Here is a 23792-nt window from a genome sequence, read left to right on the forward strand (position 1 = left end):
CCGCTGCGCTCCTCCGCATCGGCCGGTGGTCATGGGTTCCGGGCTCGGGCCTCCGGCCCGCCCCGGAATGACGGTGTGGTTCAAACCCGCTCGATGATGGTGGCGACGCCCATGCCGACCGCGACGCAGAGCGTCACCAGCGCGATCTGCTTGTCCTGCCGCTCCAGCTCGTCGAGCACCGTGCCCAGCACCATGGCGCCGGTCGCGCCGAGGGGGTGGCCCATGGCGATGGCGCCGCCGTTGACGTTCAGGATCTCGTCGTCGATGTCGAGCGCCTGCTGATAGCGCAGCACGACGGAGGAGAAGGCCTCGTTCAGCTCGAAGAGGTCGATGTCCTTCTTCTTCATCCCGGCCTTCTTCAGCACGAGCTCGGTAACGTCGACCGGGCCGGTCAGCATCAGCGCGAGGTCGGAACCAACCGTGGCGAAGGCCTTGATGCGGGCGCGCGGCTTCAGGCCCGCAGCCTTGCCGGCCCGCTTCGAGCCGACGAGCACGGCCGCCGCGCCGTCGACGATGCCGGAGGAGTTACCGGCGTGGTGGACGTGGTTGATGAACTCGACGTCAGGATGAGCCGCGGTGGCGACCGCATCGAAGCCCCCCATTTCGCCCATCTGGACGAAGGAGGCTTTCAGCGCCGCGAGCGCCTGCATGTTGGCGTCGGGGCGGATCGTCTCGTCATGATCGAGGATGGTGAGGCCGTTGACGTCGGTGACGGGGATCACGGACTTCCTGAAGCGACCCTCCTTCCAGGCGTTCGCGGCGCGCTGGTGCGAGCGGACGGCAAAGGCGTCGACATCGTCGCGCGAGAAGCCGTATTTCGTCGCGATCAGGTCGGCCGAGACGCCCTGCGGCATGAAATAGGTGTCAATGGCGACGCTGGGGTCGACCGCAATGCCGAAGCCGGAAGCGCCCATGCCGACGCGCGACATGGATTCGACGCCGCCACCGATCGCCATCTCCTTCTGGCCGGACATAACTTGGGCTGCGGCGAGGTTCACGGCGTCGAGCCCCGAGGCGCAGAAGCGGTTGATCTGCACGCCCGGCACTTCCTTGCCGTAGCCGGCCTTGAGCGCGACGGTTCGGGCGATGTCGGCGCCGGCCTCGCCGACCGGATCGACGCAGCCCATCACCACGTCCTCGACGAGGAGCGGATCGAGGCCGTTGCGGTCCTTGATGGCGCGCAGGGCCTGGGTGCCGAGCTCGATCGCCGTGACTTCGTGAAGCGAACCGTCCGCCTTGCCCTTGCCGCGCGGCGTGCGGACGTGATCGTAGATGAATGCGTCTGCCATGTTGCTCCTCCCGGAGTGGCCGGTCGTTTGCGGCTCGTCATGTCGGCGCCAGACTGCGCCGCATCGAACCGAGAGTCATCGAAAGAAACGCGCCGTCATCCCGGACGGAGCGAAGCGGAGATCCGGGATCCATCGAAGGGCGCCGGAGCTCTATGATGGATCCCGGATCGGCGCCGCTTTGCGGCTTGTCCGGGATGACGGCCGAAACCTATCAGCCTATCAGAACTGCTCAGGCGCCAACGCCATGGTCGTGTCCGCGCCGGCGGTGATACGCGCCAGATGGGCGGCGGTCTCCGGCAAGGTGCGCTCCATGAAGAAGCGCGCCGTCACCAGCTTGGCGCTCATCCGCTCGGCAGCGCCGTCGGCGTCGGCCTTGAGCTTCTCCAGCGCCGCCTTCGCCATCTTCGCCCACATGTAGCCGAGTGAGACCAGGCCGAGCAGATGCATGAAGTCGTTCGCGCCGGCCCCGGCATGGTCGGGCTTGGCGAGCGCGTTATTCATGAACCACATCGCCGCTTGTTGCAGATGGCCCAATGAGACCTGGAGAGGCCCGAGCAGGGGCTTCAGCGCCTCGTCCTCGGCATTCTCCTTGAGGAAGCCGCCGACCTCGTTGAAGAAGGCCATGATGCCGCGGCCACCGTCGCGGCCGAGCTTGCGGCCGACGAGGTCCATGGCCTGCACACCGTTGGCGCCCTCGTAGATCATGGCGATGCGGGCATCGCGCACGAACTGCTCGACACCGGTCTCTGCGATGTAGCCATGGCCGCCGAACATCTGCTGCGCCTTCACCGCGTTGTCGAAGCCGATATCGGTGAGCACGCCCTTGAGCACCGGCGTCATCAGGCCGAGCTGGTCGTCGGCGGCCTGGCGCTCGGCGGCGTCGCCCGAGCGATGGGCGATATCGGATTGCAGCGCGTTCCAGAGCACGAAGGCACGCGCTGCCTCATTGAAAGCCTTGATCGACATCAGCGTGCGACGCACGTCGGGATGGACGATGATCGGATCGGCCGGGCCGGCAATGTTCTTCGGACCTGTGAGCGAGCGGCCCTGCAGGCGCTCCTTGGCGTAGACGACAGCGTTCTGATAGGCGACCTCGGACTGGGCGAGGCCCTGGATCGCGACGCCGAGGCGGGCCTCGTTCATCATCACGAACATGGCGTTGAGGCCGCGATTCTCCTCGCCGACCAGCCAGCCCTGCGCGCCGTCGTAGTTCATCACGCAGGTGGCGTTGCCGTGGATGCCCATCTTGTGCTCGATCGAGCCGCAGGCAACGCCGTTATTGGCGCCCACCGAGCCATCTGTGCCGATCTTGTTGCGCGGCACGACGAAGAGCGAGATGCCCTTGGTGCCGGCCGGTGCGCCCTCGATGCGGGCGAGCACGAGATGGATGATGTTCTCGGTGATGTCCTGCTCGCCGGCCGAGATGAAGATCTTGGTGCCGGTAATGGCGTAGGAGCCGTCACCGTTCGGCACGGCCTTGGTCTTGAGCAGGCCGAGATCGGTGCCGCAATGCGGCTCGGTCAGGTTCATCGTACCCGACCATTTGCCCTCGATCATCTTGGGCAGATAGGCGCGCTTCTGTTCGTCCGAGCCGTGGACATAGAGCGCGGCGATCGCGCCCATGGTCAGGCCCGGATACATGGCGAAGGCCATGTTCGCGGCCGAGGCATATTCATTCATCACGGCGCCGAGCGTGTAGGGCAGGCCCTGGCCGCCATATTCCGGGTCCATCGCGAGGCCGATCCAGCCGCCGCCGGCATAGGCCTCATAGGCTTCCTTGAAGCCCTTCGGCGTCGTCACGCGGCCGTCGGAATGGCGCGTGCAGCCCTCCTGATCACCGGAGTAGTTGATCGGCTGAAGCACTTCCTCACAGAGCTTGGCGCCCTCGCCGAGCACGGCCTCGATCACGTCCGCGCTCGCATCGGCGAAGCCCGGCAGGTTGTTGTAGCGCTCGATGTTGAAGACGTCGTTGAGCAGGAAAAGCGTATCGTCGACGGGTGCCTTGTAGACCGGCATGTGGTCCTCCCTCTCGTCGCGGGCCACTCACCTCTGTCGGGAGCGCCTCAAGATAGTTCATATATAAACAATCTCGTTCGACTTGCAACGGGTACACCGGCATTTTGTCACTCTGCGGACGGGTGCTGTCCATGCAACAACAAAAAACCCCGGCAAAGCCGGGGTTTCATGAAGGCTGATGCGCTAGATCGCCATGCGTCCTTTCGGACGCAAAGTGGCGATCTATCTCTTTGCTGTAGCATCGGATTTTTCCGAAAAGTGCATTCCACTTTTCGGTCCGATGCTATAGCGATCAGGCTTTAGGCAGGCGGGCCAACGAGGCCTCGAGCTCGGTGATCGCGCTTTCGATCTCGGCGCGCTGGCTGCGCAGCAGATCGAGCTGTTCGACGATCTGGTCGCGGCTGAGCTGCAACCCGCCGACATTGGCAGCCTTGTCGGCAGCGCCGCCCTTCTTGTCCTCGTTGGCGAGCATTGCGCGGATCTCGACGAGCGTGAAACCAAGCTGCTTGCCCTTGAGGATCAGCGCGAGGCGGGCCCGGTCGCGGGCCGAATAGACGCGCGCCATACCCGAGCGCGTGGGCGCGATCAGGCCGCGCGACTCGTAGAAGCGAAGGGTGCGCAGCGTGACGCCGAAATCGCGGGCGAGATCGCTGATGGTGTATTCGCCGGCCTCATCGGCTTGGGCAGGCGTCGCGGAGCGGGCTTCATGACTCGAAGAACCCGCCATAGCCAGGCTTTGGCGTGACATGGAGGTTTCGTTCCTTGCGGGGATCGAATCGCTGCCCATGCGGCAGCATCGATCGGGATACTTCCTCTTAGGGAAGACGCTGTCGTTGCGTCAGGTAATACGTCCCTTTGCCGGGGTAAGTTACCGTTACATCAGCGCCGCCACCGGCTTCCCGAGCGCCATTCGGAAAAAATTAACGGTCTCGGAGCCGTTTCTTAACCCGCTGTTTACCATGCCGGCCAAATGTCGGGAACGCGCATCGGTGTCGTCAACGTTGTCTTCACGACTGCCAAGGTTCGCGCGGAGGGCGGCGGCATCAGGGGGCCGCGCCCACCGGGAGACAGGCCCCGTAGGCGAGCGAGAACATGGCCACCAGCTTGCCCTGGAGCGTCAAGGGCGTCGATCCCCGGACGCGCGACGCGGCAAAGGCAGCAGCTCGCCGTGCTGGCATGACGCTTGGCGAATGGCTCGACCACAAGATCCGCGACGAGAGCGAGGCACCCGCCCCGGCTGACGCCATGCCCGAGCAGCTCGACATCGCAGCCCTGTCGGAAAGGCTGGCACGCCTCTCCCAAGGCCAGACCGATACCGCGCCGCGCAAGGCCGAACCCGCCCCATCGCGCTCGGAACTCAACAGCTTCATCAACCAGGCCGCCAATATCGAACGCCTGACACGCGAGACCAGCAGCCGTACCGCCGGTGCGCTCGATTCCATCACGCGCTGGATCGAGAAGACCGAGGATCGTCTGTCGTCGAGCGAGCGCGGTGCCGCCGAGCGGCAGGAGCGCGCGACCAACGTCATCGCCGAAGCGATCAAGACGATGGGCGAGCGCATCGCCGAGATCGAGCGCCGCAGCCACGAGGCCCACAACCGGACGGAGCCGGCGCCGCGTCTCGCCTTCAGCCGCGACGGGCTCGAAGCGGCCGTCACCGACATCCGCACGCGCCAGCGCGTCCTCGACAACGAAGAGATCATTCCCTCCCCGTCGCGGGCGGCCAGCGTCGCACCGGAGCGCATTTCGGCGCTGCGCGAGGATCTACGCGAGCTCAGCTCGCGGCTGTCCTTCGAGGGCCGGCGCGCTGGGCAGCGCCCTGCAGCGCCGCAGCCGCGCCAGCCTGACACCAGCGCGATCGAGACCAAGATCGCGGCCCTGGCCGAGCGCCTCGACCGCTTCGACCGTCGCGACCAGTTCGAGCCCCTGCTCAAGCCGTTGGCGCGGATCGAGGCCGAAGTCTCCCGGCTGTCGCAGGATCGGACCGGCGACAGCTACCAGCGTTTCCAGCTCGAGATCGCGCATCTGGCCGCCAAGGTCGATACGCTGGCAGCGCGCGGCGGCGAGACTGCCAATCTCGACCCCGTCCTGCGCGATATTGACGAGCTGCGGAGCCTCATTCCCGCCGGCGGGCAGGATCACCGGCTCGAGGACCTCTCCCAGCAGGTGGCTTCGCTGGGCTTCGAGATCGGCCGGCTGCGTGAAACCCAGCCGGACCTGCGCGAGATGCGCAATCTCTCGTCAGCGATCGAGGATGTCCGCAGCGCGGTCCTGACCGGCCGCCCGCAGGATTTCGACACCGCTCCCCTGGCTTCGCTCGCGACCCAGATAGACCTGCTGTCGCGCAAGTTCGACGATGTCACCGCGCAGCGGCATGGCAACCATCTCGAAGACCGCATCGACGCGCTGCAGCACCGGATCGAGCTGCTCGCCGAGCAGGGCCCCTCCGCGGTCACCCGCCAGATCGAAGCGCTGGCCGGCCGGATCGAGAGCCTGGCCGCGTCGAGCCAGCTCACCCGCATGGTCGGTACCGGCGAGTCCGGCGCGTCGGTCGATCTCAGCCCGATCGAACACATGCTGCGCCGTCTCGCCGACAAGATCGACGAGGCCGGCGCTCCCGGCGCGAGCACGGAATCCTTCGAGGCGCTGGAGCAGCAGATCTCGGGCATCGCCTCCCGGCTCGACGAGGCGGCGGCGACTCGCTCGGCCGAGAGCGGCATGGAGCGCACGCTGCAGGATCTGGTCGTCCATCTGCGCTCGATGCGCGAGGAGACGGCGGCCGAACGCGCGGCCCTCGTCCAGGCCGCCAGCACCTCGGCGCCGGGCAAGAGCATTGCCGAGCTGTCGAGCCTCGTCACCGGCCTGCGCGACACCCATGTCTCATCGGGGCGCCAGACCCAGGACGCGCTGGGCGCGGTCCATCTGTCGCTCGAGGCGATCATGACGCGGCTTGCTGGCCTCGAAGCCGAGCTGCAGGGCGAGCGCGGGAACGCGCCGCAGCGCCCGACCGCTGCCGCCCACAGCGAGGAGCCCACGGTCCGCGCCCCCGCCTCCGTCGCTCGCGACCATGCCGGCCTGGCGGTCAGCGCGGCCGCCCAGGATCGCTTCGGTGCGCCTGCCGCATCGGCCCGGAACGAAGCCGCTCCGGCGCTGCCGAACACGGCCTTCGACTTGCCGCTGGAGCCCGGCTCCGGCCGCCCCCGGCCCGAAAGCGCCGCCGGCGCCGGCCAGGACGCCCAATCGGTACGGCAGAGCCTGATCGCTGCTGCCCGGCGCTCGGCCAAGGCCGCCAGCGAAGCTGCCGCGAGCGCTCCGGCAGCGACCTCCGAACCCGCAGCGAAAAGCTCCGGAAAGCTCAAGGAGATCCTGGAGAAGCGCAAGCGCCCGCTGCTGCTCGGCCTCGCCGCACTGATCCTGGCGATGGGCACGGCCCATGTCGTCACCGGCGTGATGCGCGGCGACGGGACCAAGACCGCCAGCACCACGGCGCGCAGCCCGATCGCCCAGCCGGAAGCCCCGGCCGAGGGCGTGCAGGCTCCGGCGAAAGATCCCGCTCCGGCCAAGGACCCTGCTCCCGCCAAGGACCAGTCCTCGGCACTCTCGCCTGCCCCGCTGGCGGCGCCCGCCAACCTGATTCCCGGCCAGGCTGTGCCGGATCAGCCTGCCGCCGTTCCGCCGCCCCTCGCGGCGCCGACCGCGGCATCTGCGCCGGCCGCGGCACAACCGGAAGCTTCCGCTGCCGTTGCGCCGGAGTCCGTTCAGCCCGTAACCGGGGTTGGCGATCTGCCGGCCGGCTTCGGCAGCGCCGGACTGCGCAAGGCCGCCTTCGACGGCGATGCCCGCGCCGTCTACGAACTGGCGAGCAAGGCCGCCGACGGCCCGGCCGCCCAGCGCGACGCCAAGCTGGCGCTGCGCCTGTTCGAGCGTGCTGCCGTCGCGGGGCTCGCCCCCGCCCAGTTCCGTATCGGCAACATGTTCGAGAAGGGCATCGGCACGCAGCGCGATATCTCGCTCGCCCGCATCTGGTACCAGCGCGCCGCCGAGCGCGGCAATGCCAAGGCGATGCACAACCTCGCCGTGCTCCATGCCGAGGGCGTCACCGGCAAGCCGGACTATGCCACCGCGACGGAGTGGTTCCGCCGCGCGGCCGAGCTCGGCGTGCGCGACAGCCAATACAACCTTGCGGTTCTGCTTGGCCGCGGCCTCGGTGCGCCGACCGACCTCGCCCAGTCCTTCGTCTGGTTCTCGGTCGCGGCGAATCAGGGCGACGAGGACGCCGCCCGCAAGCGCGACGAAGTTGCCCAGCGCCTGAAGCCGGAAGAGTTCGCCGCCGCCAAGACGACCGCCGCGAACTGGAAGCCCAAGACGCTGGACACGATCGCCAACGAAGTGACGCCGCCGGCCAAGGGCTGGGACGCAGGCCCAACCGCAGCGGCGGCGACAAAGCCGGCCAAGCCGGCGCGCAGCTAGAGCATCTCCGCGTTTCTTCGAATCGCGAAAACGCTCTAGGTCTTTGTTTTAACGCATTTTCTTCACGCGAACCGGTGTCCACTTCGCTCGAAAATGCTCTAAGGCCAACGCCGCAGCGTCATCCTTTCGACGTGTTGACGCGGCAAGGAAAACGATAATCCTTTAGGGCGGGCCGGCAGCGGCCCGCCTTCCATTTCAGCAACAACTCTTAACCTGGACGGTTCAGTCTGGGACAAATCGGTGCAAGCAACGGCTATGCACCCGCCTGCGAGGGGTAGTAGTGCAGATTTACCTGCCGATCGCCGAGCTTCCGATCAGCGTGCTGATGGTCCTCGGCCTGAGCGGCGCGGTCGGCTTCATCTCCGGCCTGTTCGGCGTCGGCGGCGGCTTCCTGCTCACCCCACTGCTGATCTTCCTCGACATCCCGCCGGCGGTAGCGGTCGCAACCGTGGCGGCGCAGGTCGCGGGCTCATCGATGACCGGCGTGCTGACCTATTTCCGGCGCAGGGCCCTCGACCTCAAGCTTGGCGGCGTCCTGGTCAGCGGCGGCATCCTCGGCACGGTGCTCGGCGTCTTGTTCTTCAACATGATGCGCCGGCTGGGTCAGCTCGAGCTCGTCATCACGCTCTCCTATGTCACGCTGTTCTCGATCATCGGCGGGCTGATGCTCTACGACGCGCTGCGTGCGCTGCTGCGCGCCCGAGCCGGCAAGCCGGCGCGGCTGAAGCGGCGCGGCGGCATGCACCCTTGGTGGATGGGGCTGCCCTTCCGCCAGCGCTTCTATCGCTCGGGCCTCTATTGCAGCGTGCTGCCGATCGCCCTGCTCGCCATCGTCATCGGCTTCATCGGCGCCGTGCTCGGCGTCGGCGGCGGCTTCATCCTGGTGCCGGGGCTGATCTACTTCTTCCGGATTCCACCGGCCGTGGTGGTCGGGACCTCGCTCTTCCAGATCCTGGTGACGATGACGGGCGCGACCGTGCTGCACGCGGTCACCAACCAGTCGGTCGATCTCATCCTCGCCACGCTGCTGTTGGTTGGCGGCGTCATCGGCGCGCAGTTCGGCGGCCGCGCAGCGCGCAACCTCAATGTCGAATCCTTCCGGCTGCTGCTGGCGCTGCTGATCCTCTCGGTCGGCCTGCGCTTCGCCATCGAGCTCTTCATTCCGCCGACCGAACGCTTCTCGGTGGTCGTGCCGGAGAGCGCGCGATGACGCGGTTCCTCGCCCTCCTCGCCGCCCTTTGGGCCGGCCTCGCCGCGGCGGCGGCGCGGGCCGAGACGCTGATCGCGGCGATGTCGACCCACCAGATCCAGATCACCTCGAACTATACCGGCAGCCAGCTGACGGTCTTCGGCCTGGTCGAGCGCGACGCGCGCACGGTCTCGCGCGGCGATCCCTATGACATCATCGTCACCGTCCGCGGCCCCCGGCGCATGCTGCTGGTCCGCGAGAAAGAGCGCCTCGGTCCGATCTGGATCAACCGGTCGCAGCGCCGCTTTCCAGACAATCCGGTCTTCCTGCACGTCGCCAGCAACCGGCCGATCGCGGAGATGATGAGCCCCGAAACGGCACGGCGCGGCCGCATCGGCCTCGCTAATGCCGAGCTGCCGCAGGGGAATTGGGTCGACCTCGATCCCGGCTCGACCCGCTTCCGCGAAAGCCTGCTCCGGATCATGCAGGCCAAGGATCTCTTTGGCTACGAGGAGCGCGGCGTCACCTTCCTGTCCAGCAGCCTGTTCAGCGCGCCGATCGACATCGCGGCCACCGCGCCGACCGGCTCCTATACGGTCGACATCGTGCTCTATTCCGGCGGGGTGCCGCTGGCGCGCCAGCAGACCAATTTTGAGGTGATCAAGACCGGCATTGAGCAGCGGCTCGCCTCCGCGGCCTATGACTGGTCGTTGCTGTACGGTTTCGCGACCGTGCTGCTGGCGCTCTTCCTCGGTTGGGGCGCGAGCGTGATCTTCCGGCGCGACTGAGACGACCGGTCGAGCTTAGAGCATTTCCGCGTTTCTCCGAATCGCGGAAATGCTCTATCTCTTTGTTTTGTCGCATTTTCTTTACGCGAACCGGTATCCACTTCGCTCGAAAATGCTCTAGCCCAGCAAGCCGGCATAGGGCAGGAAGGGGACGCTGCTGCCCTCCTCCAACTGCTCCAGATTCTCAGCCAGCACGACAAGCCCATCCGATTGCGCGAGCGAGGCGAGAGAGCCCGCCCCCTCACCGGGATGCTTGCGCGCGATCACGGCGCCATCGTCCCGCCGTTCCAGCGTGGCGCGCAGGAACTCCCTGCGCCCGGCCTTTTTCCGATGATGGAAGCCGGCTGTGACAGGGAAGACGACCGGCGCTTCGTCCACCGCTCCCGCAAGGCGCGCCAGCAGCGGCCGAGCGACGAACACAAACCCGACGAAAACCGCGACCGGATTGCCCGGCAGACCGATGAAGGGCGTGCCGGCTGCCTCTCCGATCGCAATCGGCTTGCCGGGCTTGATCGCGACGCGCCAGAGGTCGAGCGAGCCGCAGGCCGACAGCGCAGCCTTGACGTGATCCTCCTCGCCGACCGACACCCCGCCGGAGGTGACGATAAGGTCGCAGGCGCCGGCGGCCTCGCGCAGATGCCGTTCGAGATTGGCCGGCTCGTCACGCAGAATGCCGAGATCGGCGACGTCGGCGCCCGCGCGCGCCAGCAGGGCCCGCAGCATCGCCCGGTTGGCATCGTAGATCGCCGCGGGTTTCAAGGGCTGCCCCGGCTCGGTCAATTCGTCGCCCGTCGAAAACAGCGCGACGCGCGGACGCTGCCTGACCCGGACCCGCTCCAGCCCCAGGGCAGCGAGCAGCCCGAGATCCGGCGGCCGCAGGCGCCGCCCCGCTGGCAGAACCTCCTGACCGCGGGCGACATCCTCGCCCGCCGGGCGCAGATTGGCGCCGCGCTTCAAACCGGAGGGCAGGATCACCTCGCCGCCATTCAGCCTGACATTCTCCTGCATCACCACCGTGTCGGCACCGTCGGGTGCCGGAGCGCCCGTGAAGATGCGCCAGGCGCCGTGCCCGAGCCTGCCGACCGGATCGCCGGCCGCCGTTCGGCCGAGGAGCGGCAGGCTGGTTTCGGCATCGGGCAGGAGATCGGCGTAGCGGACGGCATAACCGTCGACGGCGGAATTCGCGAAGGGCGGCAGATCGATCGGCGCGATCACGGCCTCCGCCAGTACACGCCCGTCCGCCTCGACGAGCGGCAGTTCGAGCACGCCCGGCACAGGCTCGACGCAGGCAGCCGCGCGGGCTCCCGCTTCATCGAGGGAGATCAGCCCGATATCCGTCCCGGCTCCGCCCGGCCTGCCCGTCACGGCACTCGTCCTTTCCGGACCTGCGCCCGCATTGCCGGCTTGCTTTGGTCCGCTCCACCTTCATCCTCGCCGGAACGAGGCTGGTCAAGCATGCGGCATGGCGCGCGGTTGCTCCCACCCGAGAAGCCGTCCTATGAAGCGGCGACGACAACGGCCCGGTGGGCGCGAGACCATGGATACCATTCCGCTCGATCTGCGCGGCCTGAAATGCCCTCTCCCGGTGCTGCGCGTGCGCAAGGCCCTGAGCATGGCGCAGGCCGGCACCCTGCTCGTGGTGCACTGCACCGACCCGATGGCGGCGATCGACCTGCCCAACCTCGCACGCGAAACCGGCAATGTCATCGAGCGGCAGGGGGATGCGGATGGCGCTATCGTCTTCCATATCCGTAAGGCGGCCTAGAGCATTGTGCTTTAAGCTGGAATCGCAAGGCGCCGGCTGGCGCGACGCTTCCCCTCCCCCACCCATCTCGGGCTTGCCCGAGATGGCAGAGATGAGGGCCAAAGTCGGCAACAGCCGACTTTGGTGGGGAGGGGCAGGGGTGGGGGTCGAAAAGCGCGGGCGATCGATGGGGACGTGTTTTCGGCGCTGCTGCCACGGCACCGAACCTCCAGCCGGTCACCAGGCGGCACCACCCCCACCCCTCCCCACAAGGGGGAGGGGAAGAGTACGCATCGCCAGCATGGCGGTTCAATCTAATGGCAGGTTGCTCTAGCAACCTGCCCGCGAACGGAGTTCAACGACGTGACCGTTTCCCAAGCCGATGTCCTGCGGGCACTCGAACTGGTGAAGCTTCCAGCGAGCGGGCAATCGCTCGCGGCCTCCGGCCGCGTCGGCGATATCCTGATCGATGGCGGCAAGGTGATCTTCGCGATCGGCATCGATCCGACCGAGGCCAATGCGATGGAGCCCGTGCGCAAGGCTGCGGAAAGCGCCGTCGGCGGCCTGCCGGGCGTAACGCAGGTGCTCGTCGGGCTGACGGCCGACAAGGCGCCGCCCTCGGCCGGGATGCAGGCCCGCCAGCAGGCGCAGCGGCCCGGCCCCGGCGGCGCGCCGAAACCGGCCGGCGTGCCGGGCGTGAAACAGATCATCGCGGTTGCCAGCGGCAAGGGCGGCGTTGGCAAATCGACCACCGCAGCCAATCTCGCCGTAGCGCTCGCGACGCTCGGCCTCAAGGTCGGCGTGCTCGATTCCGACATCTACGGCCCGTCCATGCCGAAGATCTTCGGCATCACCGGCAAGCCGCAGATCGTCTCGGGACGGACCCTGGCGCCGATGGAGGCCTATGGGCTCAAGGTGATGTCGATCGGCTTCCTCGTCGACGAGGAGACGCCGATGATCTGGCGCGGGCCGATGGTGATCTCGGCGATCACCCAGATGCTGCGCGAAGTCGCCTGGGGGGAGCTCGACGTCCTCGTCGTCGACATGCCGCCCGGCACCGGCGATGCGCAGCTCACCATGGCGCAGCAGGTGCCGCTTGCCGGCGCCGTCATCGTTTCGACGCCGCAGGATCTCGCCTTGCTCGACGCGCGCCGCGGCGTCGCCATGTTCAGGAAGGTGGCAGTGCCGATCCTCGGCCTCGTCGAGAACATGAGCTATTTCATCTGCCCGCAATGCGGACACCAGTCCGATATCTTCGCCCATGGCGGGGCGCGACACGAGGCCGAGCGGCTCGGCGTGCCTTTCCTCGGCGAGATTCCGCTGGCGATGCCGATCCGCGAGACCTCGGACGGAGGCCGCCCGATCGTCGCCAGCGATCCGCAGAGCCCGCATGCCAAGGCCTATGTCGCGCTGGCGCGGCAGGTCCAGGCCGGCCTCGGCGGAGCCGCCAGAGCAGCGCCGCGCATCGTCATCGAGTAACGGGCCGGACCTGGAACGCCCAAGGGTTCGGGCTTGACAGTGCGTCGCTTATGTTCTCTTTTTGTTCTTTTTATGAGGAGGGATGGCCATGGCTGTTCAGCGCGCCCGGCATATCGGCATCAGCATCGATCGCCCGGTAGAGCAGGTCTATGCCTTCCTGGCCGAGCCGGAGAACTTCCCGCAATGGGCTGAGGGTCTCGGCCACAGCTTTGTCCATGTCGAGGGCATGACCTGGCGCGCCGAAACCCCGATGGGGTCGATGCGCATCCTGTTCAGCGAGCCGAACCGTCACGGCGTGCTCGACCATGCGGTCATCCCCGAGCACGGCCCGGCCATGCACAATCCGATGCGGGTCGTCGCCAATGGCGACGGTGCCGAGGTCGTCTTCACCCTGTTCCAGCGCGACGGCATGTCCGATGATGAGATGGCGGCCGATGCGGGCATGATCGCGCGGGATCTCGCGGCGCTGAAGGCCTTGCTGGAACGCTGACGACCACCGCGAGGGCTAGAGCCTGCTGATTTTACGTGGAACCACGCCGTCATCCCGGGCTTGACCCGGGATCCATCCTAGAGCGCCGAGCCTTACGATGGATTCCGGATCGGCGCCGCTGTCGCGGCTTGTCCGGAATGACGGGACCGTTTCCGTGAAAACACAGCAGGCTCTATAGCATCGGACCGAAAAGTGGAATCCACTTTTCGGAAAAATCCGATGCGATAACAAAAGCATAGATCACCGTTACCGCGTCCGATAGGACGCGCGGCGATCTAGGCCAGCAATCCGGCGAGACGCTCCGCCTCGCGCAGATCGTCCGGCGTATTGACGTTAAAGAAGGGATCGACAGGTTCGGCAGCCCATTCCGCGACAGCGACGCCATGATCTTGCGTCCAGCGGCTGATCTTCCGATCTCCCGCCTCGAGAGCCCGCCGCAAATCCTGCCGTAGCGAGACCGGCCAGAGACCGATGGCATGATGGGCCCGCCCAGCCGAGGCGGCGCAGGCCAGCGGAGCTTCGGCCGCGATCCGCGCTTCATGCAGACGCCGGGCGAGGTCGCTCGGAATGAAGGGTGTATCGGCCGCGACGCTCAGCAGCCATGCCGTTTCCGGCCGGTGCTCGGCCAGCCAATCGAGCCCGGCGAGGATGCCGGCAAGCGGACCGGCAAAATCCGGCACAGCGTCGGCGATAACCGGCAGGCCGAAGGCCGCAAAGCGGGCTGGATCGCCATTGGCGTTAAGGACAAGGCCGTCGCACTGCTCGCGAAGCCGTTCGATCACATGGGCGAGGATCGGCCTGCCGGCGAGCAGCTTGAGCGGCTTGTCGCCGCCGCCCATGCGACGAGCGAGGCCGCCTGCAAGGATGAGGCCGACTGTGGATGGCGTCACTGTGCGGATCAGGCAGCGCGCCGGATCGCATCTGCGATCCAGCGTTCCACCGCCGCCGCCTCGGCCGCGAGTTCGACCCAGTCGTCTCCGGCAAAATCGCGCCAGGCCGGCAGGAAATCGCGGCGCACCGCGATCAGCACGGGCAGGTCCGCCATCACGGCATTGGCGATCTCCTGACGCAGACCCTCGCCCAGCGCCTCCTGCTTGCCGAACTTGTTGACCATGACGAGATCGACGCGCTCAGCCAACGCACCGACGAAAGCCGCCGTCGCCGCGGCGAGACCAGCCGCATCGAGATGGCAGCCCGCGGCACTCGCGCCGAGGTCCTGGCTGATCGGGAAGCGATGGCCGCTGCCGAGATCTTCCAGCGACATCGCCATGCAGCGGTCGTCGCAGGCCGCATTATTGTGCTGAACCACCCCGCCAAGCCGGAGGCCGCGTCGCTTCAACTGTGCAGCCACGCCCTGCATGAAGGCGTCGATCGGGAAACCGCTCGTATAGGGAATGGCAGCCAGCATGGTCATGGCGGATTCCTCTCACGAACGCTCCCCTCGCGCCAGAGGCACCGGCGCCGCGGCTTCATTCTCCGCGCGAGAGATGCCGGCGCAGTGTTGCGCCGCACCTACAGTCGCGCGCCCACACACTCGCTAGGGTGGCATCGGTTCGTTTCGGGCAACCGGGCGAGCCGCCGCCTGTGACCCCGCCGGAACTCATGATCCGCCACAACGCTCAAGCTCCGCTCGACCCGGCCACCGATGCCGCGCTGCTGCTGCGGCGCATCGGCTTCGGCACGCTCGCGCTCGTCCTGCCGCTGGCCGCGCTGGTCTCGCGCCGCGCCGCGGTCGTGCTCGTGCCGATCGGCATCGCATTGCTGATCATCGCGATGCTGATCGAGGAGCCGGCCAAATTCGTCGGCTCGCTCAAGGAGGCCGTTTTCAGCCGGCCGGGACTGATCCTGCTCGGCCTCGTGGCCTGGGCGCTGCTCTCGCTGGTCTGGAGTCCCTTTCCCACGTCGGCTGCCGAAAAGGCCGGCAACCTGATGCTCGCCGTCGTGCTCGGCTTCACCGGATTGTCGGCGCTTCCGGAGCGGATGCGCTCCTCGAATCTCAACCTTTCCCCTCTCGGCACCGGCAGCGCCGGCCTGTTCGCGCTCGGGCTGATCATCATCTCGGCCTTGCGGCACGCAGAGACGCCACCTGGCGCCGTCGAACGTGGCGTCTCGATCATCCTGATCACCGCCTGGCCGGCTCTCGCCTGGCTCCTCTCGCGCGAACGCGGGATGAGCGCGCTCGGCCTCGCCCTCATTGTTGCGATACTGGCACTGACGCGGTTCGATGACGGCGAAACCGTCGCGATGCTCTTCGGCGCGGTCGCCTTCGGCGCCGTCACCGCCAGCCGCGAGCGCGCCGCGCAGGTGATCGCGACGATCATCGCGGGGCTGATGCTGTTCGCCCCCATCCTGCCCTTCCTGCTCGCGCCGCTGGTTTCGGCGTTGCCGGACAGCGCCGACGATTTCGCGCAGATGCTCTCGATCTGGGCGGATGTGATCCGGCAATCGCCGATCGAACTCGTCACCGGGCACGGGCTCGACACCGTGGTCCGCGACCAGCTCAGGGGCGTGCTGCCGCAGCCCGCACCGGCCACGCTGCTGTTCGAGACCTGGTACGAGCTCGGCCTCGTCGGTGCGGCCGCCGCTGCCGCCTGCCTATATTTCGCCATCCGCGCCGCTGGCCGCATGGTAGGCGCATTGGCGGCCGGTGGCGTCGCCGCCTTCACCACCGCCTTCGCGCTCGCGGTTTTCGGCTTCGCGCCGCTCTTGCCCTGGTGGTTGATGACGCTGACCGCCGTGGTGCTGCTGTTCGGCGCTATCGCCCGCGGCCAATACCGCACCGACCGACCCGCCGTGCCGCTGCCGATGCGCTCGGCCGGCCGCACGCGACCCAAGGCGGGCGAGCCGCCGGCAGACTGACTTCCTCCGGTGTCCGTATATCGGCGAGCAGGCTTAGCGCGCCTCGCCCATGCTTGACGGCCCTGCGCCTGACGCGCTCTCGTGCAGGCGAAGCCCGCCGCTCAACCGGGAGAGGACAGAAGCGCCCATGCCGTTCGACGTCACCCTTGCCGATATTCAGGCCGCCGCCGGGCGCATCGCCGGCAAGGTCCGCCGCACGCCGACCTATCACAGCGCGGGCCTGTCCGAGCGGCTCGGGGTCGAGACCTGGGTGAAGCTCGAAAGCCTGCAGTTCGGCGGCTCCTTCAAGGTGCGCGGCTGCTTCAACAAGCTGACGGCCCTGAGCGCATCCGAACTGGCTTGCGGTGTCGTCACCGTCTCGGGCGGCAATCACGCCATCGCGGTGTCGCTCGTCGCGCGAGCGATCGGCACGCGCGCGCTGGTACTGATGCCGAAGGCGACGCCGGCGCTCAACATCGCACTGACCCAGGAGGCGGGTGGAGAGGTCGAGCTCTGCGAGGATTCGATCGCCGCCTTTGCCAAGGCCGAGGACTATGCCGCGCAGGGCATGGTCCATGTCCATTCCTATGACGACCCGGCGATCATCGCCGGCCATGGCACGCTCGGCCTGGAGCTCGCCGCGGATGCCGGTGGACGGCTCGACCACGTCTTCGTCTCGATCGGCGGTGGGGGGTTCTCGGCTGGAGTCGGCGCGGCGCTGAAGGGGCTCGACCCGGCCGTGCGGCTGCACGGCGTCGAGACCGAGGGCGCGACGACGATGACGCAGGCGCTCGCCGCCGGCCAGCCGGTGCCGATCCGACCTACTTCGATCGCGCGCACGCTGGGCGCGCCCTTCGCGACGGAACGCACCATCGCGGCGGCACGGCAGTTCCTCGAGGAGATCATCGTGGTGCCGGATGCGGAAGCCGTGCGCGAACTGGTCTGGGTGCTGCAGAATGAGCGCGTGCTGGTGGAACCCGCCGCGGCCTGCGTTGTCGCGGCTGCTATGGCACGCAAGGAAACCTTCCAGCCCGGCGAACGTGTCTGCCTCGTGCTCTGCGGGTCGAACGTCGCGTTGGACGACATCGCTCGCTGGCGCACCGAGTTCGCGATCTAGCCTCGGCGACCGCGCGGTTCTAGCGCCTGCTGACTTTTGGTTGAAACACGCCGTCATTCCGGGCTTGCCCCGGAATCCATCGTCGAGCGCTTAAGCCTTACGATGGATCCCGGATCGGCGCCGCTGTCGCGGCTTGTCCGGAATGACGGGACTGTTTCCTCGTCAGTTGCTGTTGCGAGCGACCCTGGCATAGCGGCTGCGCTTGCTGGCATAGGCATAGCGGCTGCGCTTGTGGCCGTACCAGGAGATTTCAAGCTCGCCGACATCGGCATGGACGAGGCCGTTCGAATAGGTGCCGACGCCGCCAACATTGGCGAGCGCGCGCGCGGCGGCAGCGGCCTTGCGCGGCGAGGTCGCCAGCGGCCGGAAATCAACCGCGTTGCCGCTGTAGTGCTGCGAATGGCGCGCATGGCGACCGCCGCAGGTGGAGGTGATCTGGATCGGGCCGATCTTCGCGACGAGTTCGGCGATCATCGCCTTCGTCTCGGGCTTCAGGCAGCCCAGGCCTTTGACCTGCGGCTGAAAGGAGATTTTTTCGGAAGCGACATCAGCCAGGGCGACTGAAGGCAAGAAACCGCATACAAACGCAAGCAACGACAAGCGACGCATCATCTACCAAACATGTAAGGGAAAATGAAAAGGATCAGGCCAGATATTCTCGATGGCCCGAGCGAAGGAGGCCTCCGCTATTCGTCAAGGAAGGCCAAATCATGGCTGCACCCTTTCCGAACTATTGCGCAGTCGTAACCCAGATCGCTTTCTGCCTTTGGGCAGGCTGCCGCTCATCTTCTCGGGCGTCCCCCGCCATTCCGTCAAAGCCCGCCCCCTGCGCGCTGCCGGCTTGGACAGGCGGCCCGAGGCTGGGCTAGCGTGCCGGACGGCACCCGTTTCTGCGCGGTCGCCCCATGCCATCTCAGAGGATACGATGCCCAAGACCGACATCATCGCGGCACTGACCCCCGAAATCACCGCGATCCGCCGCGACATCCATCGCCACCCCGAGCTGATGTACGACGTCCACCGGACGGCCGGGCTCGTCGCCGAGAAGCTCAGGGAATGGGGCGTCGATGAGGTCGTGACGGGCATCGGCCAGACCGGCGTCGTTGGCATCATCAAAGGCAAGGGCCAGGATTCCGGCCGGGTCATCGCCATGCGCGCCGACATGGACGCGCTGCCGATCCATGAGGAAACCAATCTCGAGCATCGCTCGACCATTCCGGGCAAGATGCATGCCTGCGGCCATGACGGCCACACCGCCATGCTGCTCGGCGCCGCAAAGTACCTGACGCAGACCCGCGACTTCGACGGTACCGCCGTGCTGATCTTCCAGCCCGCCGAGGAAGGCGGCGCCGGCGCCAAGGCGATGATCGATGACGGGCTCATCACCCGCTTCGGCATCCAGGAAGTCTACGGCATGCACAACAAGCCGGGCGTGCCCGTAGGCCGTTTCGAGATCGCCAAGGGGCCGGCCATGGCCGCCGCCGACCGCATCCACATCAAGATCGAGGGTCTGGGCGGGCACGCGGCCGCGCCGCATCGCGTCAACGACCCGATCGTCGCCTCCTGCGCGCTGGTCAGCGCCCTGCAGACGGTGGCCTCGCGCAATGCCGACCCGCTCGAGTCGATCGTCGTCTCGGTAACCGCGCTCAATGCCGGCGAAGCCTTCAACGTCATCCCGCAGACCGCGGAGATCAAGGGCTCGGTGCGCACGCTGACGCCGCAGACCCGCGAGCTCGCGCAGAAGCGCGTCACCGAGATCGTCGACGGCGTGATGAAGGCCTTCGGCATGAAGTACGAGCTGGAATACCATCTCGGCTATCCCGTCACCTTCAACCATGCCGGCCAGACCGACTTCGTCACCAGCGTGACCAAGGAGGCCTTCGGCTCGGATGCGATCAAGACCGACATCCCGCCGACCATGGGCTCCGAAGATTTCTCCTACATGCTGGAGGAGCGCCCGGGCGCCTTCATCAACATCGGCAACGGCGACTCGGCGGGCCTTCATCACCCGGCCTATGAGTTCAACGACGCGGCGATCCCCGTCGGCGTGAACTACTGGACGAGCCTGATCGAAATCGCCATGCCGCAGCGCGCGGCCTGACGACCGCATGATGAGCGACATCGATTGCCTGGTGATCGGGGCCGGCGTTGTCGGCCTCGCGGTAGCCCGCGAACTGGCGCTTGCCGGGCGCGAGGTCGTCATCGCCGAAGCGGCCGAGGGCATCGGCACCCAGACCTCGGCGCGCAACTCCGAGGTCATCCATGCCGGGATCTACTATCCGCCCGGCTCGCTGAAGGCGCGCGTCTGCGTCGAAGGCCGCAAGAAGCTCTACCGCTACCTGGAAGAGCGCGGCCTGCCGCACAAGGCCTGCGGCAAGCTGATCGTCGCCACCTCTGCGGCCCAGAAGCCGGCGCTCGAGACGATCATGGCCCGTGCCCAGACCTCGGGGGTCGACTCGCTGCGCTGGCTCTCCGGCACCGAGGCGAAGGCGATGGAACCGGAGGTGCGCTGCGAGATCGCCCTGCTCTCGCCCGAGACCGGGGTGGTCGACAGCCATGCGCTGATGCTCTCGCTGCTTGGCGAATGCGAGGCGGCGGGCGGCTCGCTCGCGCTCAACACGCCGATCACCGGCTGGCGGCGCGAGGCGGAAGGCTTCAGCGTCGATTTCGGTGGCGCCGACCCGGCGACCTATACGGTGCGCACCGTCGTGAACTCGGCGGGCCATGGCGCGCCGAAGCTGCTCGGCCTTCTCGACGGCTTTCCGGCTGAGCATGTGCCGGTGCAGCACTACGCGAAGGGCAACTATTTCGCCCTGACTGGCAAACAGCCCTTCACGCATCTGGTCTATCCGGTGCCGGAAGCCGCCGGCCTCGGCATTCACGCTACCATCGACATGGGCGGGCGCGTCAAGTTCGGCCCCGATGTCGAATGGGTCGAGCACGACCAGGATCTGGTGGTCGATCCGGCCCGGGCGGAGACATTCTACGCCGCGATCCGGACCTATTGGCCGGCACTGTCCGACGGCGCGCTGGTTGCGGACTATGCCGGCATCCGACCAAAGCTGCACGGTCCGAGCGAGCCGATGCCGGATTTCCGCATCGACGGGCCGAAGGTCCATGGCGTCGCAGAGCTGGTCAATCTGCTCGGCATCGAGAGCCCGGGGCTGACCAGTTCGCTTGCGATAGCGGAGATAGTCCGGGAGAAGCTTGCCGCTTGAACAGCCGTCATGCTCGGGGCTTGACCCGAGCATCTCCTGCCGGAGGAGGCTCCCGTGCCTCGGCGTCCAGAGATTCTCGGGTCTGCGCTGCGCGCAGCCCGAGAACGACGCCCTTGTGCGACGTCAGCCCCTCGCCTTGAGGAACGCTTCCTTCGCCTCGCGCGCCAGCGTGGTGATGCGGCTCCAGTCGCCGGAGGCGATGGCGTCGGCCGGCACCAGCCAGGAGCCGCCGACGCAGATCACCTGCGGCAGAGCGAGGTAGTCACCGAGATTCTTGAGACCGACGCCGCCGGTCGGGCAGAAGCTCATCTGCGGAAAGGGTCCGGAGAGCGCCTTCAGCGCCGGGGGGCCGCCCGCCTGCTCGGCCGGGAAGAACTTGGCGGTGGTGCGGCCGGCCGCGACGGCACGCATGCAGTCCGACGCAGTGGCGACGCCCGGCAGCCAGGGCAGGCCCGCCTTGCGCAGCGCCTCGTCGACGCTCTCGCTGAAGCCGGGGCTGACCACGGCTTGCGCGCCCGCATCCTTGACCTGCGCGGCCTGCGCCGGCGTGACCACCGTGCCGGCGACGGGCAGCGCCTTCGGCACCGATTTCGCGATGGCCGCGAGCGCCTCCATCGCGGCCGGGCGGCGCAGCGTCACCTCGACGACATCGATGCCGCCAGCGACCAGCGCATGGGCGAGATCGACGGCGCGCGAGGCATCCTCGATCACGACGACGGGGATCACACCGCAGCTCTTCAACCGGGCAATCGCGGTAGCTTCATCCATGACGACACTCTTCAAATCGATCAGCGGTGCGCCCGCCTCTGGAGCATGCAGCTTTTCGGTGGAGCCACCCGTCATTCCGGGCTTGACCCGGAATCCATCGTAGAGCGCAGAGCCTTAGGATGGATTCCGGGTCAAGCCCGGAATGCGGCAGAGTTCCACCACTCAGATTGGGCTCTACTCCTTCGCCCAGTAGACGTCGAGCCCCTGCTCCCGGTCGAGCAGCATGTCGACCGGCAGCGGCGCCTTGCGGTTGGCGGCCTCTTTCAGAACCGCCTCCTTCGCGCCGCCTGAGACGAGCAGGCTCGCCCAGCCCGCATCGACGAGACGCACCGGCGAGAGCGACAGCCGCGGCGGCAGGCCCGGCGGATGGGCGACGACGATGCCGCTGTCCGGCACGGCATCGAAGGTGGCTTCAGCGCCGGGGAAGAGCGAGGCGATGTGCCCGTCCGCCCCCATGCCGCTGACCAGCAGGTCGAGCGGCGGCAGCTCGACCAGCTTCGCGCAGAGCAAGGCGGCTGCGGCCTCGATGTCGCTGCCATGGCCATGGAAGGAGAGGAAATCGGCGCGCCCATCCGCCAGCGGGGCGAACTGCGCGCGGATCATGCGCTCGTTCGAGGCCGCGTCGTCGGCCGCGACGAAGCGTTCGTCGGTCGGCAGCAGGGTGACCTTGTCCCACGGCAGGTCGCGCTGCCCGAGCGCCGCGAGGAAGCGCGCCGGCGTCGCGCCGCCGGGCACCGCGAGCAGCGCCCTGCCCTTCTCGGCGAGCAGTTCCTGCAGCCGTACCGCGACAGTCTCGGCCAAGGCCTCCGAGGCATCGGCCAGTGTGGCGAACCGGTGCCAGGCGAGCGGGCCGGCGGACATCACACGAAATCCGGATCGGCCCAGGAGCGGCCGTCGCGTTCGATCAGCCCGATCGCCTGCGACGGCCCCCAGGAGCCGGCGGCGTAGCGATGCGGATGCGGATAGTAGTCCTGCCAGCCGGCAATGATCGGATCGACCCAGCCCCAGGCCTGCTCGACCTCGTCGCGATGCATGAACAGCGTCTGGTCGCCGCGGATCACATCGGTCAGCAGGCGCTCATAGGCATCCGGGGTGCGTTCGTCGAAGGCGGTCGAGTAGCGCAGGTCAAGCTGGCGCGGCACGATCTTGAGGCGCCCGGAACCCGGCACCTTCATCATCAGCTGCAGCTGGACGCCGTCATTCGGCTGCAGGCGGATGAAGAGGCGGTTGGCGTCGAGCCGGTCACAGGTGCCGTTGCCGAAGATCGAATGCGGCACCGGCTTGAAGGTGACGGCGATCTCGGAATAGCGCTGCGCCATGCGCTTGCCCGTGCGCAGATAGATCGGCACGCCGGCCCAGCGCCAGTTGTCGACCTCGCAGCGGATGGCGACGAAGGTCTCGGTGTTGCTGCCGTGGCTGAGCTCCTCGGCATAACCGCGGACGCGCTGGCCGTCGATCTGGCCCGGCCCGTACTGGCCACGCACGGTGTAACGCTGGACGTCCGGCCCGACGATGGGGCGCAGCGCTTTCAGCACCTTGATCTTCTCCTCGCGCACCGCGCCGGCCTCGAGCATGTTCGGCGGCTCGATGGCGAAGAGAGTCAGCAACTGCATGAGATGGTTCTGCACCATGTCGCGCATATGCCCGGCCTTGTCGTAATAGCCGGCGCGCTGTTCCAGCCCCACCGTCTCGGCGACGGTGATCTGGACATGGTCGATGTCGCGGCTGGACCATGAGCGCTCGAACAGCGTGTTGGCGAAGCGCAGGACGAGCAGGTTCTGCACCGTCTCCTTGCCGAGATAATGGTCGATCCGGTAGGTGCGGCTCTCGGGCAGGATGCGCGCCACCGCATCGTTGATCTGCCGCGCCGAGGCGAGATCGCGCCCAAGCGGCTTCTCCAGGATGACGCGCGAGGTCGGCGTCAGGATGTCAGCCTTGGCGAGATTCTCGCAGATCGGGATGAAGAGGTCGGGTGGGGTCGAGAGGTAGAATGAGCGGACGCGCTCAGTCTCGCCCAGCGCCTGCTTCAAGGCTGAGTAGGTCTCGGGCTGGACCGCATCGAGCATCACCATGGTCAGCCGGCGCAGGAACGGTTCGACCTGCTCCTTCGGAATGCCCTCCTCATGCAGCCGCTTGGCGATCTGCTTCGGCAGCCCCTCGACATCCTCCTCCTTGCGGACGACGGCGAGAATGCGGCTTTCCCCCGGCAGAACGCCTTCGCGGTTGCGCTGCGCGAGCGCCGGGAAGAGCTTGCGCAGGGCGAGGTCGCCGCCGGCCCCGAAGATCACCAGATCGAAGGGCGGGACCGGCGTCCTTTCGGGAATGCTCTCGGGCCGAAGCGCGTTGTCGACGATGGCGTCCATGAAACTGAAACTCCGTAAGGCGG

At 67.4% G+C, this 23792-nt stretch carries 20 protein-coding genes; 10 read left to right on the top strand and 10 right to left on the bottom strand.

The genetic code is table 11. The features are described from left to right. Positions 1-80 precede the first annotated feature (80 nt). From FQV39_RS12615 to FQV39_RS12625, 3 genes are all read right to left on the bottom strand, one after another. On the bottom strand, positions 81-1289 hold the full coding sequence (locus tag FQV39_RS12615) for an acetyl-CoA C-acetyltransferase (RefSeq protein ID WP_149130600.1): 1209 nt from the start codon (positions 1287-1289) through the stop codon (positions 81-83). 219 nt (positions 1290-1508) lie between these two features. Continuing rightward, on the bottom strand, positions 1509-3305 hold the full coding sequence (locus tag FQV39_RS12620) for an acyl-CoA dehydrogenase C-terminal domain-containing protein (RefSeq protein WP_149130601.1): 1797 nt from the start codon (positions 3303-3305) through the stop codon (positions 1509-1511). A gap of 292 nt (positions 3306-3597) precedes the next feature. Continuing rightward, positions 3598-4053 carry a MerR family transcriptional regulator gene (locus FQV39_RS12625; RefSeq protein WP_248313348.1) on the bottom strand — a complete coding sequence of 152 codons (456 nt, stop codon included), beginning with the start codon at positions 4051-4053 and terminating at the stop codon, positions 3598-3600. A gap of 344 nt (positions 4054-4397) precedes the next feature. Between FQV39_RS12625 and FQV39_RS12630 the strand changes: the two genes are divergently transcribed. The 3 genes from FQV39_RS12630 (at position 4398) to FQV39_RS12640 (ending at position 9752) form a co-directional block, all read left to right on the top strand. Beyond that, positions 4398-7775: an SEL1-like repeat protein gene (locus FQV39_RS12630; protein ID WP_149130602.1), complete on the top strand. Its 3378-nt coding sequence runs from the start codon at positions 4398-4400 to the stop codon at positions 7773-7775. Between the two features lie 280 nt (positions 7776-8055). Further along, a complete protein-coding gene (locus FQV39_RS12635; RefSeq protein ID WP_149130603.1) occupies positions 8056-8985 on the top strand; it encodes a sulfite exporter TauE/SafE family protein in 930 nt (309 codons plus the stop codon). Continuing rightward, complete coding sequence (locus FQV39_RS12640; RefSeq protein ID WP_149130604.1) at positions 8982-9752, top strand: TIGR02186 family protein; 771 nt, start codon at positions 8982-8984, stop codon at positions 9750-9752. Before FQV39_RS12635 ends, FQV39_RS12640 begins: the two co-directional genes overlap by 4 nt. A 117-nt stretch (positions 9753-9869) precedes the next feature. Here the strand turns inward: FQV39_RS12640 and FQV39_RS12645 are convergent, their stop codons facing one another. Then, on the bottom strand, positions 9870-11117 hold the full coding sequence (locus FQV39_RS12645) for a molybdopterin molybdotransferase MoeA (RefSeq protein ID WP_149130605.1): 1248 nt from the start codon (positions 11115-11117) through the stop codon (positions 9870-9872). Positions 11118-11289: 172 nt separating this feature from the next. Here FQV39_RS12645 and FQV39_RS12650 point away from each other — a divergent pair, with 172 nt between their 5' ends. The 3 genes from FQV39_RS12650 to FQV39_RS12660 all read left to right on the top strand — a co-directional run bounded on the left by FQV39_RS12650 (position 11290) and on the right by FQV39_RS12660 (position 13465). After that, positions 11290-11517 carry a sulfurtransferase TusA family protein gene (locus FQV39_RS12650; RefSeq protein WP_149130606.1) on the top strand — a complete coding sequence of 76 codons (228 nt, stop codon included), beginning with the start codon at positions 11290-11292 and terminating at the stop codon, positions 11515-11517. Positions 11518-11859: 342 nt separating this feature from the next. Next, positions 11860-12975 (top strand): Mrp/NBP35 family ATP-binding protein, encoded by a 1116-nt coding sequence (locus tag FQV39_RS12655; RefSeq protein ID WP_149130607.1) that lies wholly within the window; start codon positions 11860-11862, stop codon positions 12973-12975. A gap of 88 nt (positions 12976-13063) precedes the next feature. Then, the gene (locus tag FQV39_RS12660) at positions 13064-13465 is read left to right on the top strand and encodes an SRPBCC family protein (protein ID WP_149130608.1); all 402 of its coding nucleotides are present in this window, start codon (positions 13064-13066) and stop codon (positions 13463-13465) included. 275 nt (positions 13466-13740) lie between these two features. On the opposite strand, the gene mobA is transcribed toward FQV39_RS12660, so the two are convergent. Next, positions 13741-14364, bottom strand: coding sequence for a molybdenum cofactor guanylyltransferase MobA (gene mobA, locus FQV39_RS12665; RefSeq protein WP_248313400.1), 624 nt, complete (start codon positions 14362-14364; stop codon positions 13741-13743). Then, positions 14364-14879, bottom strand: a complete 516-nt coding sequence (locus FQV39_RS12670; RefSeq protein ID WP_149130610.1) for a DUF2478 domain-containing protein — start codon at positions 14877-14879, stop codon at positions 14364-14366. The genes mobA and FQV39_RS12670 overlap by 1 nt, the downstream gene beginning before the upstream one ends. A 188-nt stretch (positions 14880-15067) precedes the next feature. On the opposite strand from FQV39_RS12670, the gene FQV39_RS12675 reads away from it, so the two are divergent. Both FQV39_RS12675 and FQV39_RS12680 read left to right on the top strand, forming a co-directional pair. Next, complete coding sequence (locus tag FQV39_RS12675) at positions 15068-16324, top strand: peptide ABC transporter permease (RefSeq protein WP_149130611.1); 1257 nt, start codon at positions 15068-15070, stop codon at positions 16322-16324. Between the two features lie 127 nt (positions 16325-16451). Continuing rightward, positions 16452-17420 carry a threonine ammonia-lyase gene (locus FQV39_RS12680; protein ID WP_187640261.1) on the top strand — a complete coding sequence of 323 codons (969 nt, stop codon included), beginning with the start codon at positions 16452-16454 and terminating at the stop codon, positions 17418-17420. Positions 17421-17582: 162 nt separating this feature from the next. On the opposite strand, the gene FQV39_RS12685 is transcribed toward FQV39_RS12680, so the two are convergent. Then, complete coding sequence (locus FQV39_RS12685; protein WP_187640262.1) at positions 17583-17990, bottom strand: DUF882 domain-containing protein; 408 nt, start codon at positions 17988-17990, stop codon at positions 17583-17585. Positions 17991-18345: 355 nt separating this feature from the next. On the opposite strand from FQV39_RS12685, the gene FQV39_RS12690 reads away from it, so the two are divergent. Further along, positions 18346-19521, top strand: coding sequence for a M20 aminoacylase family protein (locus FQV39_RS12690; protein WP_149130614.1), 1176 nt, complete (start codon positions 18346-18348; stop codon positions 19519-19521). 10 nt (positions 19522-19531) lie between these two features. Then, positions 19532-20638, top strand: coding sequence for an NAD(P)/FAD-dependent oxidoreductase (locus FQV39_RS12695; protein WP_210251232.1), 1107 nt, complete (start codon positions 19532-19534; stop codon positions 20636-20638). A gap of 123 nt (positions 20639-20761) precedes the next feature. Here the strand turns inward: FQV39_RS12695 and eda are convergent, their stop codons facing one another. The 3 genes from eda to zwf all read right to left on the bottom strand — a co-directional run bounded on the left by eda (position 20762) and on the right by zwf (position 23769). After that, a complete protein-coding gene (gene eda, locus FQV39_RS12700; protein WP_149130616.1) occupies positions 20762-21406 on the bottom strand; it encodes a bifunctional 4-hydroxy-2-oxoglutarate aldolase/2-dehydro-3-deoxy-phosphogluconate aldolase in 645 nt (214 codons plus the stop codon). A gap of 174 nt (positions 21407-21580) precedes the next feature. Then, entirely contained in the window at positions 21581-22267 is a 687-nt protein-coding gene (gene pgl / locus FQV39_RS12705; protein WP_149130617.1) for a 6-phosphogluconolactonase, read from the bottom strand. After that, positions 22267-23769 carry a glucose-6-phosphate dehydrogenase gene (zwf, locus tag FQV39_RS12710; RefSeq protein ID WP_149130618.1) on the bottom strand — a complete coding sequence of 501 codons (1503 nt, stop codon included), beginning with the start codon at positions 23767-23769 and terminating at the stop codon, positions 22267-22269. Before zwf ends, pgl begins: the two co-directional genes overlap by 1 nt. Between the last annotated feature and the right edge of the window lie 23 nt (positions 23770-23792).

Source organism: Bosea sp. F3-2, assembly GCF_008253865.1.
Lineage (GTDB): Bacteria > Pseudomonadota > Alphaproteobacteria > Rhizobiales > Beijerinckiaceae > Allobosea.